This is a genomic window from Kitasatospora sp. NPDC001119 (genome assembly GCF_053598475.1).
On the sequence record NZ_JBSFKI010000004.1, the window covers coordinates 187,454 to 209,169 of the forward strand.

The window sequence follows — 21,716 nt, forward strand, 5'->3', positions numbered from 1 at the left end:
GTGACGGGGTACGGGGTCGGGTCAGCCCGCGGTGGCGAGCACGTCCCGGTAGGCCCTGACCCAGTCGGTCAGGGTGCCGCTCTCCGAGCCGATCAGGACGTGGCGCCGCACCATGCCGCCGAACATCGCACCGAGCGCGGTCGGACGCAGGTCGGTGGCCGGGTCGACGTCGAGCCGCTCGGCGGCGATGGTGACGGTGCGTTCGGTGAAGGCGTCGATGACGACCAGGGCGTAGTTGTGCACGGAGTGCACGTCGAGCAGGCCCCGGCGCAGCCGGCGGCGCCGCTCGGTGTGCTCGACGGGCTCCTCCAGCCGTCCGCCGGTGACGGTCAGCGCGTGGTCGAGCGCGGCCCAGAGCGGGAGTTCGGCGGGGGCGGCGGCGAAGGCGTCGAGGACGACCTGGCCGAAGTCCCAGCCGAACAGCAGCGCCTCCTTGGCCGGGTAGTAGCGGAAGAAGGTGCGGTGGGCGACGTCGGCGCGGCGGCAGATCCGGTCCACGGTGGTGCGCTCGTAGCCCTGCTCCTCGAAGAGGTCGAGCGCCGCGCTGCGGATGCTGTCGCGGGTGCGCGCCTTCTTCCGGTCGCGCATGCCCTGCTCCGCCGCGGTGTCCGTCCCCTGCATCGTTCTTCCGCTCCCGTTCGGTGAGTTGAGTGTCGGTCGTGTCGGTGGGTGGGGCCGCCGAGGGGGCCGCCATGAGTACGGAACCACGTCCGGCCGGGCCCGCTCAAGGCGAGCGCCGACTCTTCCGGGTTTCGTCATCCGGAATTTGCACAACTGCCTTTTGACAGTCCTGCCACTTCCGGAATGGTGTGTCGCGTCGGCGGCCGCACTCCCCCTGGCCGCCCCCACTCCCCCGAACCGAGGAACCATGAAGCGGCACTACCTCCTGGCATCGGCGGCCCTCGCCGCCGCCCTCACCCTCACCGCCTGCTCCGCCTCCGACGACGCGCTGTCCGGCACCGGCGGCGCCGCCGGGAACACCGGCGCGGCGGCCGACGGGCCGGCCGTGGACGGCGGCACGCTCAAGATCGGCCTGGACCGGCCGTTCGCCAAGCTCGACCCGGCCGACGGAACCCTGATCCAGATGCCGATGATGGTCCTCGCCAACGCCCTGTACGACCCGCTGATGGTCAACGGCGACAACGGCACCGTCCAGCCGTACCTCGCCAAGTCCTTCACGCCCAACACCGACGCCACGGTCTGGACCCTCGACCTGCGCGAGGGCGTGACCTTCAGTGACGGCAAGCCGCTGGACGCCCAGGCCGTCGCCGACCACGTCGCCCGGCTCGCCAAGCCGGAGAGCAAGTGCGCCTGCGCCCTCGACGCGGCCGCCATCGCCACCACCGCCGTCACCGGCCCCACCACCCTCGCCTTCACCCTCAAGGCCCCCGACGCCGCCTTCCCCAACCTGTTCACCCGCTCCCTCGGGTACGTCTCTGAGGCGCCCTCCGGCGACTCCCCCGCCGTCGGCTCCGGCCCGTACACCGTGGAGAGCGTCCAGCCCGGAGTCTCCGTCACCCTCGCCCGCAACCCCGCCTACTGGGGCACCAAGGGCCACGCCGACAAGCTCGTCTACCGGGTGCTGTCCGACGCCGACAGCCGCTACCAGTCGCTGCGCTCCGGCGACACCGACCTGATCTGGACCGAGACGCCCGGCCAGCTCAAGCAGGCCGCCGCCGACGGGCTGCGCACCGCCACCGGGCCCGGCTCCACCAGCACCGTCGTCTTCAACACCAAGGCCGCGCCCTTCGACGACGTCCGGGTCCGCCGGGCCGTGCAGTACGCCATCGACCGCGAGGCCCTGGAGAAGGTCGTCTTCCTCGGCCAGGGCGCCGTCTCCGACGGCCCGATCGGCTCCCGCTCCCCGTACCGCACCGCCGGCGCGTACCCGGCCCACGACACGGCCAAGGCCCGCGCCCTGCTCGCCGAGGCCGGCCACCCCGACCTCGCCTTCGACTACCTCGTCGACAGCCGCCCCGAGGCCCAGCAGCGCGCCACCGTGCTCCAGCAGATGCTCGGCGAGGCCGGGATCAGGATGACCATCAAGCCGATGGACAACGCGAGCCTGGGCACCGCGATGCTCCAGCGCAAGTTCCAGGTGCTGGACTTCATCACCAGCATGTTCGGCGACACCGACACCGCGCTCGGCAGCCTCTACCTGCCGAACTCGCCGTACAACTTCATGGGTTGGACCGACCCGGAGGCCGCCAAGGCGATCACCGAGGGCCGCGCCTCGACCGACCCCGCCAAGCGCTCGGCCGCCTACGGCCAGGCCGCCCGGCGGGTCGTCGACGAGGCGCCGATGGCCTTCCTCACCGAGAACACCGTCGGCTTCCTCTCCACCGCCAAGGTCGGCGGCCTGCCCGACCTCTCCAAGCGCACCGTCCTCAACCTCTCCCCCGCCACCCTGTGGGTGAAGCGATGACCCCCGGCACCCGGACCGCCCTGCGGTACGGCGGACGGGTCGGCCGCGCCGCGGCCGTCCTGCTGCTGGTCACCGTCGCCGCCCTCGCCCTGCCCCACCTGATGCCCGGCTCGCCCGCCGTCGCCGCCCTCGGCCCCACCGCCACCCCCGAGCAGATCTCCGCCTACGAGGCCGGGCTCGGCCTGGACCGCAACCTGTTCGCCGCCACCTGGCAGTGGATCGGCGACGCCCTGCGCGGCGACCTCGGCCACTCGCTGTCCACCGGAGCCGCCGTCACCACCGAACTCGCCGACCGCATCCCCGTCACCCTCGAACTCTTCCTCGCCGCCCAGCTGGTGGCACTCTGCCTGGCCGTGCCCGTCGCCCTGCTCTCCGCCTGGCGGCCCGGCGGCACCTTCGACAGGATCGCCACCGCCGGCACCTTCGGCTGGCTCGCCGTCCCCGGCTTCGCCCTCGGCCTGCTGCTGATCTGGATCGCCGCCGTCCAGCTGCGCGTCCTGCCCGCCACCGGCTGGACCCCGTTCACCGAGGACCCGGCCGAGAACCTCCGCCACCTGGTGCTGCCCGCGCTCACCCTCGGCCTCACCGAGGCCGCCGTGTTCACCCGCACCCTGCGCGGACAACTGCTCGACACCCTCGACCAGCCGTACATCGCCGCCGCCCGCAGCCGCGGCATGGGCACCACCCGGCTGCTGCTGCGCCGCGCCCTGCGGCCGTCCAGCCTGCCGCTGGTGACGCTGATCGGGATCGGCATCGGGACCTCGCTCGGCGGGTCGGTGCTGGTCGAGTCGCTGTTCGCGGTGCCCGGCGTCGGCAGCCTGGCCTCCGCCGCCATCGCCGGCCGGGACTTCCCGGTCGTCCAGGCCGTCGTGGTGGTCAGCGCCCTCGGCGTGGTCGCGGCCACCTTCGCGGTCGACCTGCTGTACCGCACGATCGACCCGAGGATCGCCCATGAGCACCGTTGAGACCACCGTCGTCACCGTTCTTCAGGCCCGCACCGTCCGGCGCCGGCCCCCGGCCGGTGTGCTCGCCGCCGCGGCCTGGCTGGCCCTGGTCGCCCTCGCAGCCCTGCTGCTTCCCCTGCTGCCCGGCTTCGACCCGCTGCACGGCGACTTCGCCCACCCCTCCGCCGCCCCCGGCCCCGGCCACTGGCTGGGCACCGACGCCGCCGGACGGGACGTCCTGCAACGCACCGTCGCCGGCGCCCGCGCCTCGTTCACCGTCGCCGCCCTGACCATCCTGGTCGGCCTGCTCGGCGGCGGCGCGCTCGGCCTCGCCGCCGGCTGGTTCCGCGGCCCGGTCGACAAGGCGATCGGCTTCGCGACCGACCTGCTGATGTCCGTGCCCAGCCTGATCCTGGTGATGATCACGGTCTCGCTGCGCGGCCCGAGCCTCACCGTGATCGGCACCCTGATCGGGCTGTTCACCGTCCCGCACTTCACCCGGGTGGTGCGCGCCGTCGTGCTCTCGCTCGGCGAGCGCGGCTTCGTCCAGGCAGCCCGCATGATCGGCACCGCCCCGCTGCGGATCCTGCGCCGCGAGATCGTCCCGCACGTCGTACCGGTCGCCCTCACCTTCGCCTTCACCGCCACCACCGTCGCCATCGTCGCCGAGGGCTCGCTCAGCTTCCTCGGCTTCGGGCTGCGCCCGCCGGAGCCCTCCTGGGGCGGCATCATCGCCGAGGGCCGCACCGCGCTCGGCAGCGCGCCGTGGATCTCGCTGGCGCCCGCGGCGGTGCTCTGCCTGACCGTCCTCGCCCTCAACTACCTCGGGGAGCAGCTGCGTTCGGGCACTCCCGCCGCCGCGAAGCCCGCCGCCGCGAAGCCCACTGCCCCGAAGCCCACCGCCCCGAAGCCCCCCACCACGAAGGGAGTGCGCGGATGACCTCCGCCCCCGTCCTCGACGTCCGCTCGCTGGACACCGTCCTGCACACCCCCGACGGCCGCGCCCTGCACGTCCTGCACGGCGTCGGCCTGAGCATCGCGGCCGGCGAGTGCCTCGGCGTGGTCGGCGAGTCCGGCTCCGGCAAGTCCGTGCTCGCCCGCACCGTCCTCGGCGTCGAGTCCCGCACCACCAGGGCCGTCGCCACCGGCGAGATCCGGCTGAACGGCGAGGACCTGCTCGCCGCCACCCCCGCCCGCCGCGCCGAACTGCTCGGCACCGGCATCGCCATGGTCCACCAGGACCCGATGACCTCGCTCAACCCGGTGGTCCGGATCGCCGACCAGGTCACCGAGTCGATCACCAACCGGCGCCGCCTCTCCCGGCGCGAACGGCTGCGCACCGCCGCCGAACTGCTCGCCGCCGTCGACGTCCCCGACCCCGCCCGGCGGGCCCGCGCCCACCCGCACGAGCTCTCCGGCGGCCTGCGCCAGCGCGTCGGCATCGCCGCCGCGCTGGCCGGCGAACCCGCCCTGCTGCTCGCCGACGAACCCACCACCGCCCTCGACGTCACCGTCCAGCGCACCGTCCTCGACCTGCTCGACCAGCACCGGGTCGAACGGGGCCTGGCCACCCTGCTGATCACCCACGACATCGGCCTGCTGTACGGGCGGGCCCGGCGCATCGCCGTCATGTACGGCGGCCGGATCGTCGAGACCGGCCCCACCGAGGCCGTCACCCGCGACCCCCGGCACCCCTACACCGCGGCCCTGCTGCGCTCCGTCCCCCGGGTCACCGGGCCGCTGCGCCGCACCCTGCCCGCCATCCCCGGCTCGCCGCCCGACCTCACCCGGCCCACCCCCGGCTGCCCCTTCGCCCCGCGCTGCGAACGGGCGACGGAGCTCTGCACCACGACCGCGCCGCCCGCCCACACCTCGGCGGACGGCCACACCGCCGACTGCCACTTCCCGCTCACCGAAGCCGACATCACCACCCCCGACGAACTGGAGCCCGCGGCATGACCACCTCCCCCGAAGCCGTGGGCCCCGACGCCGCCACACCAAGACGGCCCGTCCTGGAGGCCACCGGCCTGAGCGTCGTCCACCGCACCCGCTCCGGCCCGCTGCACGCCGTCAGCGGCGTCGACCTGGCCCTGTACCCGCGCCGCACCCTCGCCCTGGTCGGCGAGTCCGGCTCCGGCAAGAGCAGCATCGCCAAGGCCCTGCTGCGGCTGCCCCCGCCCACCACCGGCACCGTCACCCTCGACGGCACCGACCTCGCCGCGCTCTCCCCGCGCGCCCTGCGGGCCGTCCGGCCCCGCCTCCAGATGGTCTTCCAGGACCCGCTCTCCTCCCTCAACCCGCGCCGCCGGGTCCGCGACCTCGTCGCCGAACCCCTCGACGCCCACCCCGACCCGGCCCGCGACCGCGAGGAGACCGTCACCCGGCAGCTGGAGGCCGTCGGCCTGCCGCCCGCCCTGTTCGGCGACCGCCGGCCCCACCAGCTCTCCGGCGGACAGGCCCAACGGGTCGCCATCGCCCGGGCGTTGGCCGCCGGGCCGCGCGTCCTGATCGCCGACGAGGCGGTCTCCGCGCTCGACGTCTCGGCCCAGGCCACCGTGCTCAACCTGCTGCGCGGGCTCACCGAGGAGCGCGGACTGGCCGGCCTGTTCATCTCCCACGACCTCGGCGTGGTCCGGGCGGTGAGCGACGAGGTGGCCGTGCTCCAGCTCGGCCGCGTCTGCGAGCGCGGCCCCACCGAGGCCGTGCTCGCCGCCCCGGCCCACCCCTACACCGCCGCCCTGCTCGCCGCCGTCCCCGAACCCGGCCGCCCGCTGCGCGACACCGGCCTGCTCCCCGCCGACCCGCCCTCCCCGCTCGCCCCGCCCAGCGGCTGCCGCTTCCGCACCCGCTGCCCCCTGGCCGACTCCCGCTGCGCCACCGAGGAGCCCCGCCACCGGGAAGTGGCACCCGGCCGCACGGTGGCCTGCCACCGCCCGCTGGTCGGCGCCGCCCAGGCCTGACCTCCCGGGACAGCACACTTAACGCAGGACGGACTCCAGGAAGTCGCTGCCGATCCGGGCCACGACCGACAGGTCGAGCTGGTGGAGGACGTAGCGGCCCCGGCGGCGGGTGGTGAGCAGCCCGGCCTTGCGCAGGACGGCGAGGTGGCGGGAGACTTCCGGTGCGGTGATGTCCTGTGAGTCGGCCAGCTCGCTCGTCGAGTACGCCCCGCGCGCGAGGTGGCGGCACAGGTTCATCCGCATCGGGTGGGTCAGCGCCTCCAGGCGCAGCTTCACCGTCTCCACCGACTCGGCGCCGCCGACCTCGTGGGCGGCGGCCGGGTACTGGATCACGGGCTGCCAGCCCGGCGCGTACAGGGCGAAGAAGTGCGGCCAGCCGAAGACGGTCGGCAGCAGGGTGACGCCCGTGCTGCCGGCCTCGGTACGGCCGTGCACCAGTTTGTCGACGACGATGCGGGTGCCGTGCCCGTCCTCCTCCAGGCTCAGTACGGAGGAGGTCGCCGCGAGCGCCTCCGCCAGGCCCTTGCGGCGCAGCAGGTCGGTCTTGTGCCGGGCGTCGGCGGCGAGCTGGACCTGGACGCGGCGCCAGGCGTCGGCGAAGAACGCCCGGTCGCAGTCCTCCAGGAGGCGCCGGATCCAGGCGCGGGTGCCGGTGGGGTCGGCGAGCGTCCGTTCGACGAAGGCCGCCTGGCGCGGGCCGCGCGCGGCGGCGAGGTCGAGCGCGCGGCGCCGCGACCGGCCGTCGGTCAGCGGCGAGGGCATGCCCTGCGAGTAGCGGCTGCTGTTGCAGGAGATCTCCAGGGCCGAGCCGACGAAGGTCTCGTCGTCCAGCTGGTCGAGGTCGTCCAGTTCCTCGGCGAGCGTCTCCCGGGGCCGGGGCGGCATCAGGAAGTCGGAGCGGGTCGAGCGCCACATGAAGTCGGCCTCGACGAGCCGGTCGGCGAGCTCCGGTTCGAGCGTGGCGGAGGTCGCCGTCGTCCACGCGTGCAGGCGTGGGTGGTGAGCGGGCTCGGCCAGCGCGTGCAGGGCGTTGCCGAGTTCGGCCAGCGGCGAGGGGCAGAAGATGATCCGCTCGTGCGGCAGTCCGGTGATGTCTATGGTCACGCTCACCCCACCATGGTGCCGGATCGGGCGGCGGCGCCGTCCCGTCGTTTGACCAGTACCGTCAATCGACGGGACGGGAGGGGCGCGCCGGGCGCAGGGTGAGGACATGAACGCACTGCAGCAGCACCTCCTCGACAGCCACCGGGCCGCCCAGCGCGGCGAACCGGCCCCGCCCCTGCCCGGCACCCACGACCTCGCCGTCCTGCGGGCGGTCGCCGGCCGCATCCGCGCGGCCCTCGGACTCCGGCGGTCCTAGCGAGACGGACGCGCGGTGCTACGAACACCTCGGCTTGCCGATGCCTTGGACACGGGTCCGAGGTCGAATCCGCCCGTCATCACAGGATGGCGGGCGGATCCGTATCACCCCTGCGCTTTTCGTACGCAGGCGCGCGGTGTCACCGCGCGACGAAGCCGAGGGGTACCGAATTGCTGGTGTTCGACGAATTGACCTGATCCTTCGTCTTGGCGTCCGAGAGGGCGATCGTCCCCTCACTCGTATCCAGACCGTCGGGGCATACCGAGTCGGCCGCCCTGCCGACGTCCACCCCGGTCGCGGGCACGGTCAGGCTGTGCTTGCTGTCTTCGTCCGTGAACACCGCCCAGCGCGCCAGGCCGAGGTCACTGCCCTCCAGATGAACCGGTCCGCCCGCCTCGACCTGGGGCGGGTAAACGGAGGTAATGTGCATGCCCATCCTGTCTCGCCTCCTCTTCTCTCACGCGTGCCGTCGGTCGGAATTAGCCCCGGTGGAGCAAGACCTGAATCCAATCTAAAAGCCCACCGGCGGCTGGGCAACCCCATTCGGTCGGGAAACACAGTTTCATGGAGATACATCAACAACATCACCACCAAGATGATTCGCTGACGAATCATTGATAAAATGCCCCTGTCGGGACGTGGGCGCAGCACTCCCCTTTGCGCACGGCCCGGGAGAAACCCGATCCGGCGGGACACGCGATGCCGCTACGGATTCTCGAAGACGATGTCCAGACTATTGCTCGTGTTGCCCGGCGCGATCTCGTTCTGCGTATCGGCAGTGGAGAGCCAGACCTTTCCGCACCCGTTGGCCAGCCCCGGCGGGCGCTTCGACGTCGCCAGGTAGCCGACATCGCTACCCTTGGCATCCGTGATGACCGTCCTGCCGTCTTCGTCCGCGAACACCGCCCAGCGCACCAGGCCGAGATTGCTGCCCTCGAAAGTGACCGGCCCCCGTTCCTCCACGTCAGGGGGGTCGACCCTGTCGATGCGGGGAACGAGTCGCTTGACGTGAACGGTCACGTCTCCGGACCCGTAGGTCTCCGGTGGGCAGTCCGGCGGGCTCGTGACGGCCAGCCGAACCTTGGGATCGCCGGAGGAGAGCCCGCTGCCGACGCGGACGGCGACATCGAGGTCGATCCGGTCCCCGCTGTCGTAGACGTCGAGATGGGCGCCCGCGCACCTCAGGGTGGAATTCCCCGGCGACCGCTCGCCCCGGAAGGTCCCCGGCCGGCCTCCGTTCCGGCTGAACCCCACGACGTCCTCCTCGAAGGTCAGCCCCGGATCGGCGGTGAGGACGAGGTCCGCTCCCGCGACCCCCTCCCGCGCGTCGACCACCCGGAACGCGGCGGTGACCACGGAACCCGGGTCGGCCGGGACGTCCTCGGCCGTCACGTCCAGCCGGCCGCCGCTGCCTCCGGTCTCCACACCGCTCACCAGCCCAGCACGGTCACCCAGACCTCCCCGGCCGACGGGAAGCTGCTGGCCTGGGGATCGAATGCCCATTCACACGTCACCAGGATCTCACCCTTCTGGGCGTCCTCAAGGCTGGCCTCCGCCTTCACATGGATCCTTCCGATGTTCAGGTTCGGATCATCGGTGTAGTGCCCGGAGTAGCCGGACACGAAGGCGACCGCCCTGTTGACGCACTGCTCGAACGAGAACTGCTGCGTCAGGGTCCTGACGGATGCGTCGCTGGACCGCGGAAAGTCGAAATGGCACTGCTCGACCTGGATGATCGGCGCCACACTCACTCCGGTCACTGTCTTCCCTTCCCGTTTCCCGCTACATCCCACCCGTCTCGGCGATGACCAGGATCCGCGCCGAGGCCTGGAAGTTGTAGTCGGGGCCGGCGTCCCGCGGGCGCAGCAGGAACGTCACCTGGACCGCGGCGGTATTACCGGCCAGTTTCCCCACGGAGCAATCGACGTGCTCCTTGCCGTAGGGGGCTTCACCGGGATTGTAGGGCCCCCTCAGGAATTCAAGGGAGAACGCCTGGATAGCGGCTTCGGCATTCTTCACGGGGTGACTGAAGGTGGCAGTACCATGCCATATCAATGGCTCCGTGCTGCGGCCGTGCTCATATGGGACGGCATCGACGACCGTGAATTCTATTCCCATGATCTGATCTCCGGACTCGCCCTGCGGATCCTGACCGCCGGCCGGTCAGTCCGTCACGGCCGGCTTGCCCCCGTTCGAGGTGTCCGTCGCCTCCTTCGCCCTCGTCCCGCTTTCGGCGCCGCCGGGGTCCGGAGCGAGGGTCCGGCCCGGCCGGCCGACGGTTCGCACACTTCCCAGCGCACACCATCCCGTCCACGATCGCAACCCGGTGCGGTACGACTACCCGGAGCGACCGGCCCGCGGGCTCACGCCCCGAGGAACTCCGGACCGAAGTGCTGTATCCGGTCCGATCGTGGGCCGACAGGTGACCGCCCACCACCCCGGGCGGGCTGCCCGGGTCAAGGCACCGGGCCTTTGCGGTGGTGTTCGGCGGCCGGGGTTACCCGCACGGCGGAGTGCGGGCATGCGTGCGGAGCGGCCGTGACCGAGTCGGCCGTGAAGCCCCCGGGTGAGAGCGCCCCCTGCGCCGTCACCCGGACGACGGAAGGAAGAGTCCTCCGATGACCACGGACACCACGACGGCCGACGCGCCCGCCAACGACGTCGCCACCCGACGGGAGGAGGCCCGCGCCCGGCTCCTCGACCAACTCCTGGGCCACGACGGACAAGCAGCGCTGAATCCGGACGGCCTCCGGGTCGCCGACCCCACCTTCACCGGCCACGGCTGTCCGCTGCGCCTGGACCTGGGCGACGGCACCCGCCCCGCGGAGCCGCACACCCCGGTCGCGTTCCGGGACACGGTGGTGGAGACCGGCACCTACACGTGGCTGTTCCCCGCGCTGCACGGGTACGTGCCGGGCGACGATCTGATCGAGGAACTCGGCGCGCCCGGCGGTCAGATGGACCTCAACCCCCCGCTCCCGTTCGACAAGAGGCAGTGCGCCGAGCTCGGCGAGAAGATCGACGACAAGTACCTGGCGAAGCCGTCGAAGCCGTCGACGGCCCCGGCCGAGGCCGGCATCCCGGCGGGCTACACCTACCTCGGCCAGTTCCTCGACCACAACATCACCTTCCAGGCCGACGTGACCTTCGACAGCAACACCATCGGGGACACGACGAACTTCCGCAGCGCCAGGGTCGACCTCTCCCACGTCTACGGACTCGGTCCCAAGACCCAGTCGTTCGCGTTCTACGACAACCTCGACGTCGGAAAGTTCTGGATCGACCCGAACCGCGACTACGACGTGCCCCGCAACCCCCAGGGCGTCCCGGTCATCGCCGACCCGCGCAACGACAACACCATCATCTCGATCCAGATCCACCACGCCTTCATGCTGTTCCACAACGCCGTGGTCGACATGCTGAAGGGCTCGGTCCCGGACGTCGCCCTCTTCGACACGGCCAAGCAACAGGTCGTCTGGCACTACCAGTGGATGATCCTCAACGACTGGCTTCCCAGGATCGTGAAGGACTCGGTGTACGCGAAGGTCAAGGCGGCGGCCGAGAACAAGGAAGCCCCCTTCCTCCTCTTCAACCCCCCGCAGGACAAGCCGGTCGCGCTGCCCCTCGAATTCACCGCCGCCGCCTACCGGCTGCATTCGCTGCCGGTCGAGGAGTACCGCCTCAACAACACCACGACCGGCCACCTCTTCAACTTCCGCAGACCGTTCTCGCCGCTGCGCACCGAACAGGTCATCGACTGGCACCAGTTCTTCGTGATCCCGGGGGCCACGCAGCAACCCCAGTACGCGAAGAGGTTCGACAGGAAGATCATCCACGCCTTCCTCCAGATGCCGCCGCCCATCGACAGCCCCCTGACGTGGCTGGAGGACTCCACGGAGAAGGAAGGGCTCCCGGACGGAAACCCCTACCAGGGCCAGCTCTACTCGCCGCTGCTCTCCATCGCCATCCGGAACCTGCGCCGCGCGAACTCCTTCGTCCGCAAGGACGGCAGCAAGGGGCTGCCCTCCGGGGAGGACCTCGCCAAGGAGGTGTACGCGAAGTACAGCTCGGGCCACGATCCTTACACGCCGAAGGACTTCGGGCTGCAGGACTTCGACCACGTACCGCCCTGGTACTACGTCCTGGGCGAGGGCGCGCTCGAAGAGAAGTCGGACGTGGGCAGCCTCAAACTCGGCACCCTGGGCAGCGCCGTCGTCGGCGAGGTGATCGCCGCACTGATCAAGGCCGACCCGGGTTCGTACCTCAGCCACAACAGCAGGAACTCGGCGAACCCGTGGAAGCCGACGTTCGGCAAGGACCCCGGCACGTTCTACATGGCGGACCTCGTGCGCATCGCCGGACTCGTGTGACGACAGGCCCCCGGGCCCGGCCGCCGAAAAGGTCCTCACGTCGACGGTGCTCGTGGTCGGCTGCGGGGAACGGGGGCGGAGCTCTTGATGAAGATCAGGTCCACCGTCCCGGCCGGTGAGGCGTCAGCCCGTGGACGGGGGGTTCCCACCCGCGGTGACCACGCCCGTCTCATAGGCGATGACGACCAGCTGGGCCCGGTCGTGGGCGTCGAGCTTGGCCAGCAGCCGCCGGACGTGGGTCTTGACGGTCGCGATGCTCAGCCCCAGATGGTCGGCGATCCCGCGGTTGGGCAGTCCCCGGGCCACCAGTCGGAGGACTTCCCGTTCCCGTGGGGTCAGGCCCGCCAGCTCCCGGGCGAGCCGCGGGCGCGGCTCGTGGCGTCCGGCGAACTCGTGGATCAGCCGGCGGGTGACGGCGGGCGCGAGCAGGGCGTCGCCGGCGGCGACCACCCGCAGGGCCGCCAGCAGGTCGGCGGGGAGGATGTCCTTCAGGAGGAATCCGCTGGCTCCGCCGCGGAGTGCCGCGTACACGTACTCGTCCAGGTCGAAGGTGGTGAGGACCAGCACACGGGTGCCGACGGCGTCCGGGTCCGCGCAGATGCGCCGGGTGGCCTCCAGACCGTCCATGCCGGGCATCCGGATGTCCATCAGCACGACGTCGGGCCGCAGCCGCAGGGCGAGTTCGACGGCCTGCTCCCCGTCGGCGGCCTCGCCCGCGACGGCGAGGTCCGGCACGCTCTCGATGAGCAGGCGGAAGCCCGTCCGCAACAGCGCCTGGTCGTCGGCGATGAGGACCCGGACCGGCCGGTTCACCGTGCCGCCTCCGATCCGCAGGGCAGCCGCGCGTGCACCCGGAACCCGCCCGTCGCCAGGGGGCCGGCGGAGAAGGTCCCGCCGCACATGGCCGCCCGCTCCCGCATCCCGACGAGCCCGTGCCCGCCGCCGAGACGCCGGAACGGGAACCGGGACGGGAGCTGAGACGGCAGCCGGGCCGGCGCGTCGTTGACGACCTCGATCTCGACCGCCTCGGGATCCACCCGGGACAGGCTCACCCGGCAGTCCGCCGACCCCGCGTGCCTGACGACGTTGGTGAGGGCCTCCTGGACGATCCGGTAGACCGCCAGTTCCACCCCCGGGGGGAGCGGTGGGTCCGGGTCGACGGACAGCTCCACGCGCGGGCCCGCGCCGGCCGCGAGCGCGGGCAGGTCCGCCAGACCGGGGGCGGCCCCGAGCTCGGCTCCGTCACCGGGTGAGCGCAGCACGCCGAGCATGCGGCGCATCTCGGTGAGCGCCGTCCGGCCCGCCGTCCCGACCAGGGCGAGGGTCCGCTCGGTCTCCTCCGGGTTGGTGGCGGCCACCGCGCGGGCCACCTCGGCCCGGACCGTGATGACGGTCAGATGGTGGGCCACCACGTCGTGGAGCTCGCGGGCGATCCGCAGGCGCTCGTCCGTCACGGCCTGCCGGGCGGCGAGTTCCGCGTACGACCGCTGCTCCCTCAGCGCGGTGCCCACCAGCCAGGGCAGGGCCATCATCAGGGACGCGAAGACGAAGCCCCCCGCGACCTCGGAGGCCGGGACCGGTCGCGGTCCGAGGGCCATGGCCGCCGCGACGGCGCCCAGCGAGCAGCCGAGCGCCGTCGCGGACCGGCGCCGCGGTTCCCGCGCCGCCACCGTGTACAGGGCGGTCCCGACCGGGACCCAGGACGCCTCCCATCCGGTGGACACCACGGCGAGGACCGCTCCGGCCAGGACCGTGTACAGAACCCGGACGGGCCACCTGCGCCGCACCGCGACCGGCAGCCAGACCACCGCCGCCACGACCCCCGCGCCCCAGCCACCGCTCAGCGTCTCGCTCACGCCGAACGCCAGGGCGAGGAGCACGGCCGCGACCGTGTCCACGCCCTGCCACTGTCCGTCCCGCAGACGTCCGGCCACCAGCGGCCGTGACTCACCGTCACCCATGCCGGCCACGCTATCCAAGCGGGGCCCAGGGCCCGTCAGCCCGGAGGACGTCATCTCACGGGCTGAGTCATCCGCGCGACCGATGCCCGTCGTACCCTCCTGGGCTGACACCGGGTTCCTCCCCGGGGGCGAAGCCGCCCGGCTCGTCGGCCGGAACAGTGGAACGCATGAACCGGAGAACACTGCTGTCCTCGGGCGCCGCACTGGCCGCCGCCCTGATCCCGGGTCCGCTCGCGCCGGCGGCCGTCGCGCGACCGGGGCAGGAGGAACCCGTGCGGTTCCAACTGCCCGCCCCGAACGGACCGTACCCGCTGGGCACGGTCGCGCTGCACCTGGCCGACACCACGCGGCCGGACCCCTGGGTGCCCTCCCGCCCCTGCCGTGAGCTGATGATCAGCGTCTGGTACCCCGCCCGCGGCCGCGCGGACCGCCCCACCGTTCCCTGGATGCCTCCGGCGGCGGCCGACCGGTACCTGAGCATCCTCGGCCTGCCTCCCGGCCGGGTACGGCTGGGAGCCACCCACGGCCACGAGGGCGCTCCCGTCGGCGGCCCACCCGGCCCCCTGCCCGTCGTGCTCTACTCCCCCGGCGCCGACGCGTCACGGTCGTTCGGCACCGGCGTCGTGGAGGACCTCGCCAGTCACGGCTTCGTGGTGGTCACCGTCGACCACACCTACGACGCGGCGGCGGTCGCCTTCCCCGGCGGACGCGTCGAGACGAACCCGACGGGCGGGATCAGCGACTACGCCAAGGCCCTCGCGGTCCGTACCGACGACATCCGCCTCGTCCTGGACCGGCTCGCCGTCCTCCGCGCGGGTGGCCACCCCGGCGTCTGCCGCACCCCGCTGCCCGCCGGCCTGCGCGGGGCGCTCGACCCGCGGCGCGTCGGGATGCTCGGCCACTCCCTGGGCGGCGCCACCACCGCCGCGACGATGCTCACCGACGGGCGGATCACGGCGGGCATGAGCCTGGACGGGGGTGCGGCGGGCCCGGTGGTGGACGCCGGGCTCGACCGTCCGTTCCTGGTCGTGGACACCCCCGGCAAGGGCGGCATGGAGAACAACCCCGCCCTGCGCGCGTTCTGGTCGCACCTGCGCGGCTGGCGCCTGCACCTGACCGTACGGGGAGCCGCGCACCAGTCGTTCGGCGACGACGTGCTGATCCTGCCGCTGCTCGCCCCCCTCCTGGGCAGGTCGGCGTCCGACCTGGAGGAGGATGTCGGGACGATTCCCGGGCACCGGGCACAGGCGTTCCAACGCGCCTACCCGCGCGCCTTCTTCGACCTCCACCTCCGCGACCAGGGGCGGCTGCTCGACGGCCCGTCCCCCGACTTCCCCGAGGTCGACTACGCCCGGTGAACGCCTTGGCGCCGGCCTCGCACGGGGATCACGACCCGGGGAATCCCGCGGGGCGGCGAATGCGGGCCGGGGTCAGTCCTTGTGCCGGAAGGACGCCTTCCCGGCGGCTTCGGTGTCGGCGCGGAAGCGGGACCACGCACCGGGGCCGAGTCCGAGGGCGTCGAGGAGGTACGCGGCGACGGCGTCGGCGACGAGGGCGACCCGGTCGGCGTCCGGGTCGGTGGTCTCGCTCACGGCCTCCCCGGCGATGCCGCCCAGGGTGTGCTCCCCGCCGGGGACGACGAGGAGCCGCTTGGGGGCGGGGCTGAGGTCGAAGGCGTCGAGGAACCAGTCCGGTCCGCGCGTGGACATCCTCGATTGATCCCTGTCGCCCGCGATGACGAGCGCCGGCGTGGTCATGGTGGAGTAGTCCGGCCGCATGAAGGGCAGGTGCTCGACGGCGAACGGCGTGAGCGAGTCGCCCGTGCCGGTCGCCGCGATGAGCACGCCCGCCGTCGCTCCGCCGTGGGAGAGGTCCCCGCCCGGGACGCCGTCGGCGTCGAACACCCGGGCGCCCAGCAGGGCGCCGACGGTCTGGGCGCCCCAGGAGTGCCCGACGAGGGCGACACGGCTTCGGTCGGCGCGGTCGATCAGGTCGCCCGCCTCGGCCAGGACGGCGTCGAGGTGGTCCAGCACGGCGTGGAGGTCGTCGACGCGCACGCGCCAGATGGTGCCGAACCTCGGATCGTCGAACCCTATGGCATTGCGGCGCGAGTCCAGGTGGGTCGGCTGCACGACGACGAAGCCAGCGGCGGCCCAGCGGTCGACCAGCGGCTCGTAGCCGTCCATCGACCACGCGTTGCCGTGGGAGAACACGATGACCGGGAGGCCGCGGCCCTCGGCCGGTGCGGTCACCTTGACCTGCAGGGGCACCGTCCGCTCGCCGGCGGGAACGGTGATGGGCTTGACCGCGACGGTCTTCGTCCGGGATTGCGCGGGAGTGAGCATGTGCGGACTCTCTGTCGGGAGGACGCGTGCCGCATACTTGGCGGAACGATGTTCCGCTCACATTAGCGGAACAATGTTCCGCGAACCAGAGGTGAGACCTTGTCCCCATCGGCCGGCTCCAGAGCGGCAGGCGCACAGCGCACCCGCCAGTCCCTGCTCGCGGCCGCGGCGCAGGTGTTCGTCGAACAGGGCGTCCAGGCGCCCATCCGCGACATCGCCGGCCGGGCCGGCGTGGGCCTGGGCACCGTGTACCGCCACTTCCCCTCCCGGGCGGAGCTGGTCGTCGCGGTCTACCGGCACCAGGTGGACGAGTGCGCGCAACTCGCCGCCGACCTCGCGGGGTCGCCGAGGCCGGGCGAGGCCCTGGAGCGGTGGATGGACGCGTTCGTGGAGTTCCTGGTCACGAAGCACGGACTGGGGGCGGCGCTCCAGTCCGAGGACCCCGGCCTGCAGAGCCTGCACTCCCTGATGCTCGACACGCTGGTCCCGGCCTGCGCCTCGCTCCTCGACGCCGCCGCGGCCCGGGGCGAACTCGACCCGGACGTCACCGCGTACACGCTGATGCGCGCGGTCGGCAACCTGTGCATCCTGGGCCCGGGTTACGACCGCGAGCATGCGCGGGCCATGGTCTCCCGCCTCCTCGCCGGCTGCCGGACCACCATGCCCCCGGACGGTCCCGCGGCGGCCTGACGACGGGAATCCGCACGGTCTTGCCACAGGACGCACCGTCGGGGTCACCATCGATCAGGCGACCCCGTCGGGGCGGGGTGATGCGCCGGAGGCCGGGAACGGCCGCGACGTACAATCGCGGCCAACGCGAAGCGCCGGGCCGGGATTCCGGCACCGGCGTGAGGGAGGGGACAGGATGTTCGGTTCGGAGAAGAAGCTCAACGACATGGCGGCGCGGCTCAGGCCCGACCTGAGTCGGGAAGCGCTCGGCGTCGGGCCGGACTTCCCGGGCATCGCCCCGAACCCCGTCCTGAGCAGGGACGCACGGAAGCGCAATGCGGAGCTGCGCACGGGGGCGCTCGCGCTCGGCGTTCTCGTCGACTGGCGGGAGATCAGCAGCGGCGGCAGTCCACGCGTGGCCCTGATGCTCGACGTGGAGACCATCGGCGGCATCTCGTTCCGCGGTATCGCGGACGAGAACCTCACGATCACCGAGATCACCCGACTCGCCCCGGGGCAGACGTTTCCCGTGCGCTACCGGCCGGCCGTCATGGACCACTACGTCGCCCTCGCCCGGGACGTGGACCCCGCCCACGTGCAGCGGCTCTCCGACGAGATCGCGAGCCGCAAGCGGACCTGACCCGAAGCCAATCGAGTGCGAACCGGCCCCGGGGCGGAGCGCCAGCGGCGCCTTCCACCCATTGCGGCCTCCGCGTACGATCGGCGGTCATGGTTGACCTCTATCCTCCGACCGAGCCGTACGACACCGGGTTCCTGGATACCGGAGACGGCAACCGCCTCTACTACGAGCAGCTCGGCAACCCGGACGGCAAGCCCGCCCTGAACGTCCACGGCGGCCCGGGGGCGGGGGCGCCGCGACGGCCGACCCGGGCCTGGGACCCGGAGCGCTACCGGGTGATCCGCTTCGACCAGCGCAACTGCGGCCGCAGCACCCCGCACGCCAGCGACCCGGCGGCGGACATGAGCCTGAACACGACCCGGCACCTGATCGACGACATGGAGCGGCTGCGCGAACACCTCGGTGTGGAGCGGTGGTTGCTGAACGGCGCCTCCTGGGGGTCGACCCTCGTCCTGGCCTACGCGCAGCGGCATCCAGGGCGGGTCACCGAGATCGTCATCCCGGCCGTGACGACGGCCCGGCGGGCCGAGATCGACTGGCTCTACCGGGGTGCCGGACGCTTCCACCCGGAGGCGTGGGACCGGTTCCGCGACGGCGTCCCGGAAGACGAGCGGGACGGCGACCTGTTGGCGGCGTACGCGCGGCTGATGGAGAACCCCGACCGCGCCGTCCGGGAGAAGGCCGCCGCCGACTGGCTCGCCTGGGAGGACGCGGTCGTCTCCAACGAGCCCAACGGTTCTCCCGGCATGTACAGCGACCGCGAGGTGGACGAACGGATCGCCTTCGTCCGGATCTGCGCCCACTTCTTCAGCCACGGCGCCTGGCTGGAGGAGGACCAACTGCTGCGCGACGCCCACCTGTTGGCTGGCATCCCGGGCGTGCTCGTCCACGGCCGGCACGACATGGGCTGCCCGGTGCAGACGGCCTGGAAGCTCGCGAAGGCGTGGCCGGGGGCACGGCTCCACATCATCGAGGACTCCGGGCACGCCGGCAGCGAGGCGATGGGGCAGGCGACCCGGAGCGCCATCGAGGAGTTCAAGAACCGCTGACCCCCAGGCCTCGGAGGCGACCTCGCCGGCGCTGAACTCAGGTCGCCGGACCGCGGTCGACCGGGGCCTGCCACGGCAGGACCGGGCGGACCAGCAGTTCCCGCCCGTCCGGCCACGTCAGTCGGACCTCGGTGCCCGCCACCCGGACCGCCACCTCCGGTGCCGGGGGCGCCCCCGGCGCGCCGGTCAGCAGCACGGCGCCGACCACCACCTCGATCTGTCCTGACGACTCGTCACATACCCGTGCCGGAGCGGGCGGGAGCACGAGGAGGGGAACGGCGCAGCGGTGGCCGAAGGCGTTCGCCCGCTCGCGGCGGTGCACCTCCGCCGCCGTCCAGCCGTGCAGCCCGAGCACCGCGCTGACCAGCCCCGGCCCGTTCGCGCCGGATGCCGTCCGGACGGCCGCGCCCGGAAGCTCCCGCAGGACCTTCTCCGGCTCCGCCTCGGCCGCCAGTGCGTAACCCCCCTCGCGCAGGCCCCAGCCGGGCGGCCGGCGCAGCCCGTGCACCCTGATCTCCCAGGGCCCGGCCGGCACCGAGACGCTCACCACGGGCGGCGGCGCCGCGCCGGGGACGGGCCCGCCGGGGGGCAGCGGCCGGTGCCAGGAGGCGGCGTACCGGTCGGTCACGGCGAGCGGGTGGATGCGCTCGCGGCGGGTGGCGGTGCCGTCGGGCAGGAGCAGCGCCAGGTGGTTGTCGATCCGTGGCGCCTCCGGGCCGATCACCGGCCCGGTGCGGGTCGAGTAGGCGAGCCTGGCGTAGTGCGGCTCGTCGCGTTCGACGGCCGGCGGGGCGGTCAGGTAGCAGGAGCCGTGGTTGAGCACCCGGACGAGCCCGTCGGCGGCGGTCCGGTGGACGAGGAACCCGGGGACGGGCAGCGCGGCCGTCAGGTCGGCGCGCTCCCCCGCGAGCGGCTCCTCGGGCGCCGTCCACACCGGGTGGCCGGCCGGGAGCAGCAGCCCCAGGAACCCCATGGCCGCCGCGTACGGGGAGCCGGGCGAGCTGTAGACCTGGGCGGCCGCGCTCTGCTCCCCGTACCAGCCGAGCGGGAGCAGGCCGCGCGGGTCGGGCGCGCCCCGCTCGGTGAAGTGCCGCAGCACGCCGGAGGCCAGGCGGCGGGTCTGCCCCGGGGTGAGCGGGGTCGCGTCGTCCAGCGCCCCGAGCCAGAACGGGGCCAGGCAGGCGAAGCGGTAGCTCAGCGACCGACCCTGGTGGAGCACCGCGCCGTCCGGCCCGAACAGCCAGCGGTACTGGGCGAGGAAGCGGTGCAGCCGTTCGCGGTACAGCGCCGCCCTGGCCCCGGCGCGTTCCCCGGCGATCCGCGCCCAGAGCAGCGGGTAGAGGTGGAACCCCCAGGCGTTGTAGTGGTCGAAGCGGCGGCCGGCGTCGTAGGCCGCTTCCGGGCCGACGGCGAACTCCCGCGGGCCGCCCGAGCGGTAGTCGTGGCGGGTCTCCGGCCCGTCCAGGTACCAGCCGTCGCCGGAGTACCACGGCTCGATCCGGTCCAGCCGGTCCTCGATCTCGGACCGGTCGTGCCCGGCGCCGACGGAGGCGAGGAACTCGCCGACCACCGCCTGGAAGAGCACGTGGTTGTTCTCCCGGACGCCCCGGCCGACCGTCCCGCCGAGCCAGCCCACCACCTGCTCGCGCTGACCGGGGGTCAGCCGCTCCCAGATCCACGGGCGGGACTCGTGCAGGGCCACCGCGAGCGACGCGGCCTCGACGATCTGCTGGGAGTAGTCGGTGACGGGCGGCCAGCGCTCCGGCCCGCCGGGGTCCGTGCCGGCGAGCAGCCCGGCGGTGACCTGGTCGGCCAGCTCTCCGAGGCGGCCGCGCGCCGGCTCGTCGCCGGCCGCCAGCCGGACGGCGGCCAGCACCGCCGTCCGCGCGAAGCCCTCCAGGCCGTCGGTGTCGCCGCCCGACCAGCTGCCGCGCCCCGGTGGCGAGATCCGCGCCCCGAGCGGGCTGCGGTAGGGCCGCAGGGACGCCAGCAGGTGGTCCGCGACGGCGATCCAGTGCCGACGGGTCCAGCCCGTCAGCGGCGCGCCCGCCCGGTCCTCGGGCGGCAGGTCGAGCCCCGCGGTCGGTCGGTCCCGCATACGGCGGCCTCCTGGTGGCGACGGTGCCGGCGGCTCCGGCACCCTCACCGTACGGCCGAGCGCGCCGCGGGCCCGGGCGGCTCAGGCCGGGTCGGTGGTGGAGACGGCGAGCAGCTTGGTCACCGAGCCGTCGTCCCCGACGACGTCGCGCAGGTGGCGGAAGCCGAGCCGGCGGCACATCGCCAGGCTCGGGGTGTTCTCCGCGCCGACCATGCCGTAGACCTCCTTGAGCCCCAGTTCGTCGCCGGCGTAGCGGATCAGGCCGCGGACCACCTCGGCGCCCAGGCCCCGGCCCCAGAACTCCGGGGCCAGCGCGGTGACCAGCTCGTGGCCGTCGACGTTCCCGGTGCGCTTGACCTCGGCGTGGCCGGCGTACGCGCCGTCCAGCCAGAGGCCCCAGATGTCGAAGAGGTGCTGCGGGTAGACGTCGGTCAGGATCGCGCGGAACAGCGTGCGGATGTCCGGCTCGGGCACCAGGTCCTGGCCCATCCAGCGGCACACGTCCGCGTTGCGGAGCAGGGAGACGAAGGCGTCCTCGTCCTCGGGCCGGTAGGGGATGAACTCCAGGTGCTCGGTGCGCAGCTGAGGGGTCATGCCGCTCTCCTCTTGGGTCGTGGTGGTTCGGTGGTGCGGCAGCCGTGGGGCGGGGCCGGTCGGCGCGGCCGGCGGCCCCGTCCCCGCGGCCGGTCAGGCTCGGGCGTTCTCCATGCGCTCGCGCAGGCTCTTCGGGCGCATGTCGGTCCACACCTCGTCGACGTAGGCGGTGCACTCGGCCTCGGTGCCCTCGGTGCCGACGGGCTGCCAGCCGGCCGGGACGTCGAGGTCGGCGGGCCAGAGGGAGTACTGCTCCTCGTCGTTGCGCAGCACCTGGTAGCGGGTGTTCTCGTCCATGTCG

Annotated in this window: 23 protein-coding genes; 11 read left to right on the forward strand and 12 right to left on the reverse strand. The window is 73.1% G+C overall.

Going from position 1 to position 21,716, the window contains the following annotated elements; genetic code table 11:
• Positions 1 to 21 precede the first annotated feature (21 nt).
• On the reverse strand, positions 22 to 621 hold the full coding sequence (locus ACWDD9_RS06895) for a TetR family transcriptional regulator (protein WP_380738320.1): 600 nt from the start codon (positions 619 to 621) through the stop codon (positions 22 to 24).
• A gap of 247 nt (positions 622 to 868) precedes the next feature.
• Between ACWDD9_RS06895 and ACWDD9_RS06900 the strand changes: the two genes are divergently transcribed.
• The 5 genes from ACWDD9_RS06900 to ACWDD9_RS06920 are packed head-to-tail and all read left to right on the forward strand — an operon-like array spanning position 869 to position 6,329.
• On the forward strand, positions 869 to 2,425 hold the full coding sequence (locus ACWDD9_RS06900; RefSeq protein ID WP_449810998.1) for an ABC transporter substrate-binding protein: 1,557 nt from the start codon (positions 869 to 871) through the stop codon (positions 2,423 to 2,425).
• Positions 2,422 to 3,390 (forward strand): ABC transporter permease, encoded by a 969-nt coding sequence (locus ACWDD9_RS06905; RefSeq protein WP_449810999.1) that lies wholly within the window; start codon positions 2,422 to 2,424, stop codon positions 3,388 to 3,390. The genes ACWDD9_RS06900 and ACWDD9_RS06905 overlap by 4 nt, the downstream gene beginning before the upstream one ends.
• Positions 3,377 to 4,309 carry an ABC transporter permease gene (locus ACWDD9_RS06910; protein WP_449811000.1) on the forward strand — a complete coding sequence of 311 codons (933 nt, stop codon included), beginning with the start codon at positions 3,377 to 3,379 and terminating at the stop codon, positions 4,307 to 4,309. The genes ACWDD9_RS06905 and ACWDD9_RS06910 overlap by 14 nt, the downstream gene beginning before the upstream one ends.
• The gene (locus ACWDD9_RS06915; RefSeq protein WP_053111945.1) at positions 4,306 to 5,328 is read left to right on the forward strand and encodes an ABC transporter ATP-binding protein; all 1,023 of its coding nucleotides are present in this window, start codon (positions 4,306 to 4,308) and stop codon (positions 5,326 to 5,328) included. The genes ACWDD9_RS06910 and ACWDD9_RS06915 overlap by 4 nt, the downstream gene beginning before the upstream one ends.
• Complete coding sequence (locus ACWDD9_RS06920) at positions 5,325 to 6,329, forward strand: ABC transporter ATP-binding protein (protein WP_449811001.1); 1,005 nt, start codon at positions 5,325 to 5,327, stop codon at positions 6,327 to 6,329. Before ACWDD9_RS06915 ends, ACWDD9_RS06920 begins: the two co-directional genes overlap by 4 nt.
• A gap of 18 nt (positions 6,330 to 6,347) precedes the next feature.
• Here ACWDD9_RS06920 and ACWDD9_RS06925 read toward each other — a convergent pair whose 3' ends face one another.
• Positions 6,348 to 7,433 (reverse strand): DUF5937 family protein, encoded by a 1,086-nt coding sequence (locus ACWDD9_RS06925; RefSeq protein WP_049649569.1) that lies wholly within the window; start codon positions 7,431 to 7,433, stop codon positions 6,348 to 6,350.
• Between the two features lie 106 nt (positions 7,434 to 7,539).
• Here ACWDD9_RS06925 and ACWDD9_RS06930 point away from each other — a divergent pair, with 106 nt between their 5' ends.
• Entirely contained in the window at positions 7,540 to 7,689 is a 150-nt protein-coding gene (locus ACWDD9_RS06930) for a hypothetical protein (RefSeq protein WP_199823037.1), read from the forward strand.
• Between the two features lie 139 nt (positions 7,690 to 7,828).
• Here the strand turns inward: ACWDD9_RS06930 and ACWDD9_RS06935 are convergent, their stop codons facing one another.
• From ACWDD9_RS06935 to ACWDD9_RS06950, 4 genes are all read right to left on the reverse strand, one after another.
• Positions 7,829 to 8,125 (reverse strand): hypothetical protein, encoded by a 297-nt coding sequence (locus ACWDD9_RS06935; RefSeq protein ID WP_049649570.1) that lies wholly within the window; start codon positions 8,123 to 8,125, stop codon positions 7,829 to 7,831.
• Between the two features lie 269 nt (positions 8,126 to 8,394).
• Entirely contained in the window at positions 8,395 to 9,123 is a 729-nt protein-coding gene (locus tag ACWDD9_RS06940; RefSeq protein WP_159028338.1) for a hypothetical protein, read from the reverse strand.
• Positions 9,120 to 9,434: a hypothetical protein gene (locus ACWDD9_RS06945; RefSeq protein ID WP_049649572.1), complete on the reverse strand. Its 315-nt coding sequence runs from the start codon at positions 9,432 to 9,434 to the stop codon at positions 9,120 to 9,122. Before ACWDD9_RS06945 ends, ACWDD9_RS06940 begins: the two co-directional genes overlap by 4 nt.
• A 37-nt stretch (positions 9,435 to 9,471) precedes the next feature.
• Positions 9,472 to 9,708, reverse strand: coding sequence for a hypothetical protein (locus ACWDD9_RS06950; protein WP_375873075.1), 237 nt, complete (start codon positions 9,706 to 9,708; stop codon positions 9,472 to 9,474).
• 599 nt (positions 9,709 to 10,307) lie between these two features.
• On the opposite strand from ACWDD9_RS06950, the gene ACWDD9_RS06955 reads away from it, so the two are divergent.
• Complete coding sequence (locus ACWDD9_RS06955; RefSeq protein WP_449811002.1) at positions 10,308 to 12,059, forward strand: peroxidase family protein; 1,752 nt, start codon at positions 10,308 to 10,310, stop codon at positions 12,057 to 12,059.
• A 123-nt stretch (positions 12,060 to 12,182) separates the two neighbouring features.
• Here ACWDD9_RS06955 and ACWDD9_RS06960 read toward each other — a convergent pair whose 3' ends face one another.
• Positions 12,183 to 12,872 carry a response regulator gene (locus ACWDD9_RS06960; RefSeq protein WP_449811003.1) on the reverse strand — a complete coding sequence of 230 codons (690 nt, stop codon included), beginning with the start codon at positions 12,870 to 12,872 and terminating at the stop codon, positions 12,183 to 12,185.
• The gene (locus ACWDD9_RS06965) at positions 12,869 to 14,020 is read right to left on the reverse strand and encodes a histidine kinase (RefSeq protein WP_449811004.1); all 1,152 of its coding nucleotides are present in this window, start codon (positions 14,018 to 14,020) and stop codon (positions 12,869 to 12,871) included. The genes ACWDD9_RS06960 and ACWDD9_RS06965 overlap by 4 nt, the downstream gene beginning before the upstream one ends.
• 167 nt (positions 14,021 to 14,187) lie before the next feature.
• On the opposite strand from ACWDD9_RS06965, the gene ACWDD9_RS06970 reads away from it, so the two are divergent.
• Positions 14,188 to 15,378 carry an alpha/beta hydrolase family protein gene (locus ACWDD9_RS06970; protein WP_449811005.1) on the forward strand — a complete coding sequence of 397 codons (1,191 nt, stop codon included), beginning with the start codon at positions 14,188 to 14,190 and terminating at the stop codon, positions 15,376 to 15,378.
• Between the two features lie 72 nt (positions 15,379 to 15,450).
• Here the strand turns inward: ACWDD9_RS06970 and ACWDD9_RS06975 are convergent, their stop codons facing one another.
• A complete protein-coding gene (locus ACWDD9_RS06975; RefSeq protein WP_449811006.1) occupies positions 15,451 to 16,365 on the reverse strand; it encodes an alpha/beta hydrolase family protein in 915 nt (304 codons plus the stop codon).
• 99 nt (positions 16,366 to 16,464) lie between these two features.
• Here ACWDD9_RS06975 and ACWDD9_RS06980 point away from each other — a divergent pair, with 99 nt between their 5' ends.
• The 3 genes from ACWDD9_RS06980 to pip all read left to right on the forward strand — a co-directional run bounded on the left by ACWDD9_RS06980 (position 16,465) and on the right by pip (position 18,723).
• Entirely contained in the window at positions 16,465 to 17,055 is a 591-nt protein-coding gene (locus tag ACWDD9_RS06980) for a TetR/AcrR family transcriptional regulator (RefSeq protein ID WP_117485971.1), read from the forward strand.
• A gap of 175 nt (positions 17,056 to 17,230) precedes the next feature.
• Positions 17,231 to 17,674, forward strand: a complete 444-nt coding sequence (locus ACWDD9_RS06985; protein WP_449811007.1) for a hypothetical protein — start codon at positions 17,231 to 17,233, stop codon at positions 17,672 to 17,674.
• An 89-nt stretch (positions 17,675 to 17,763) separates the two neighbouring features.
• Positions 17,764 to 18,723 (forward strand): prolyl aminopeptidase, encoded by a 960-nt coding sequence (gene pip / locus ACWDD9_RS06990; protein ID WP_449811008.1) that lies wholly within the window; start codon positions 17,764 to 17,766, stop codon positions 18,721 to 18,723.
• Between the two features lie 37 nt (positions 18,724 to 18,760).
• Here pip and ACWDD9_RS06995 read toward each other — a convergent pair whose 3' ends face one another.
• From ACWDD9_RS06995 to ACWDD9_RS07005, 3 genes are all read right to left on the reverse strand, one after another.
• On the reverse strand, positions 18,761 to 20,821 hold the full coding sequence (locus ACWDD9_RS06995; RefSeq protein WP_449811009.1) for a DUF2264 domain-containing protein: 2,061 nt from the start codon (positions 20,819 to 20,821) through the stop codon (positions 18,761 to 18,763).
• A gap of 81 nt (positions 20,822 to 20,902) precedes the next feature.
• A complete protein-coding gene (locus ACWDD9_RS07000; protein WP_049649583.1) occupies positions 20,903 to 21,415 on the reverse strand; it encodes a GNAT family N-acetyltransferase in 513 nt (170 codons plus the stop codon).
• A 93-nt stretch (positions 21,416 to 21,508) separates the two neighbouring features.
• Positions 21,509 to 21,712: an MbtH family protein gene (locus ACWDD9_RS07005; protein WP_049649584.1), complete on the reverse strand. Its 204-nt coding sequence runs from the start codon at positions 21,710 to 21,712 to the stop codon at positions 21,509 to 21,511.
• Positions 21,713 to 21,716: the final 4 nt, after the last annotated feature.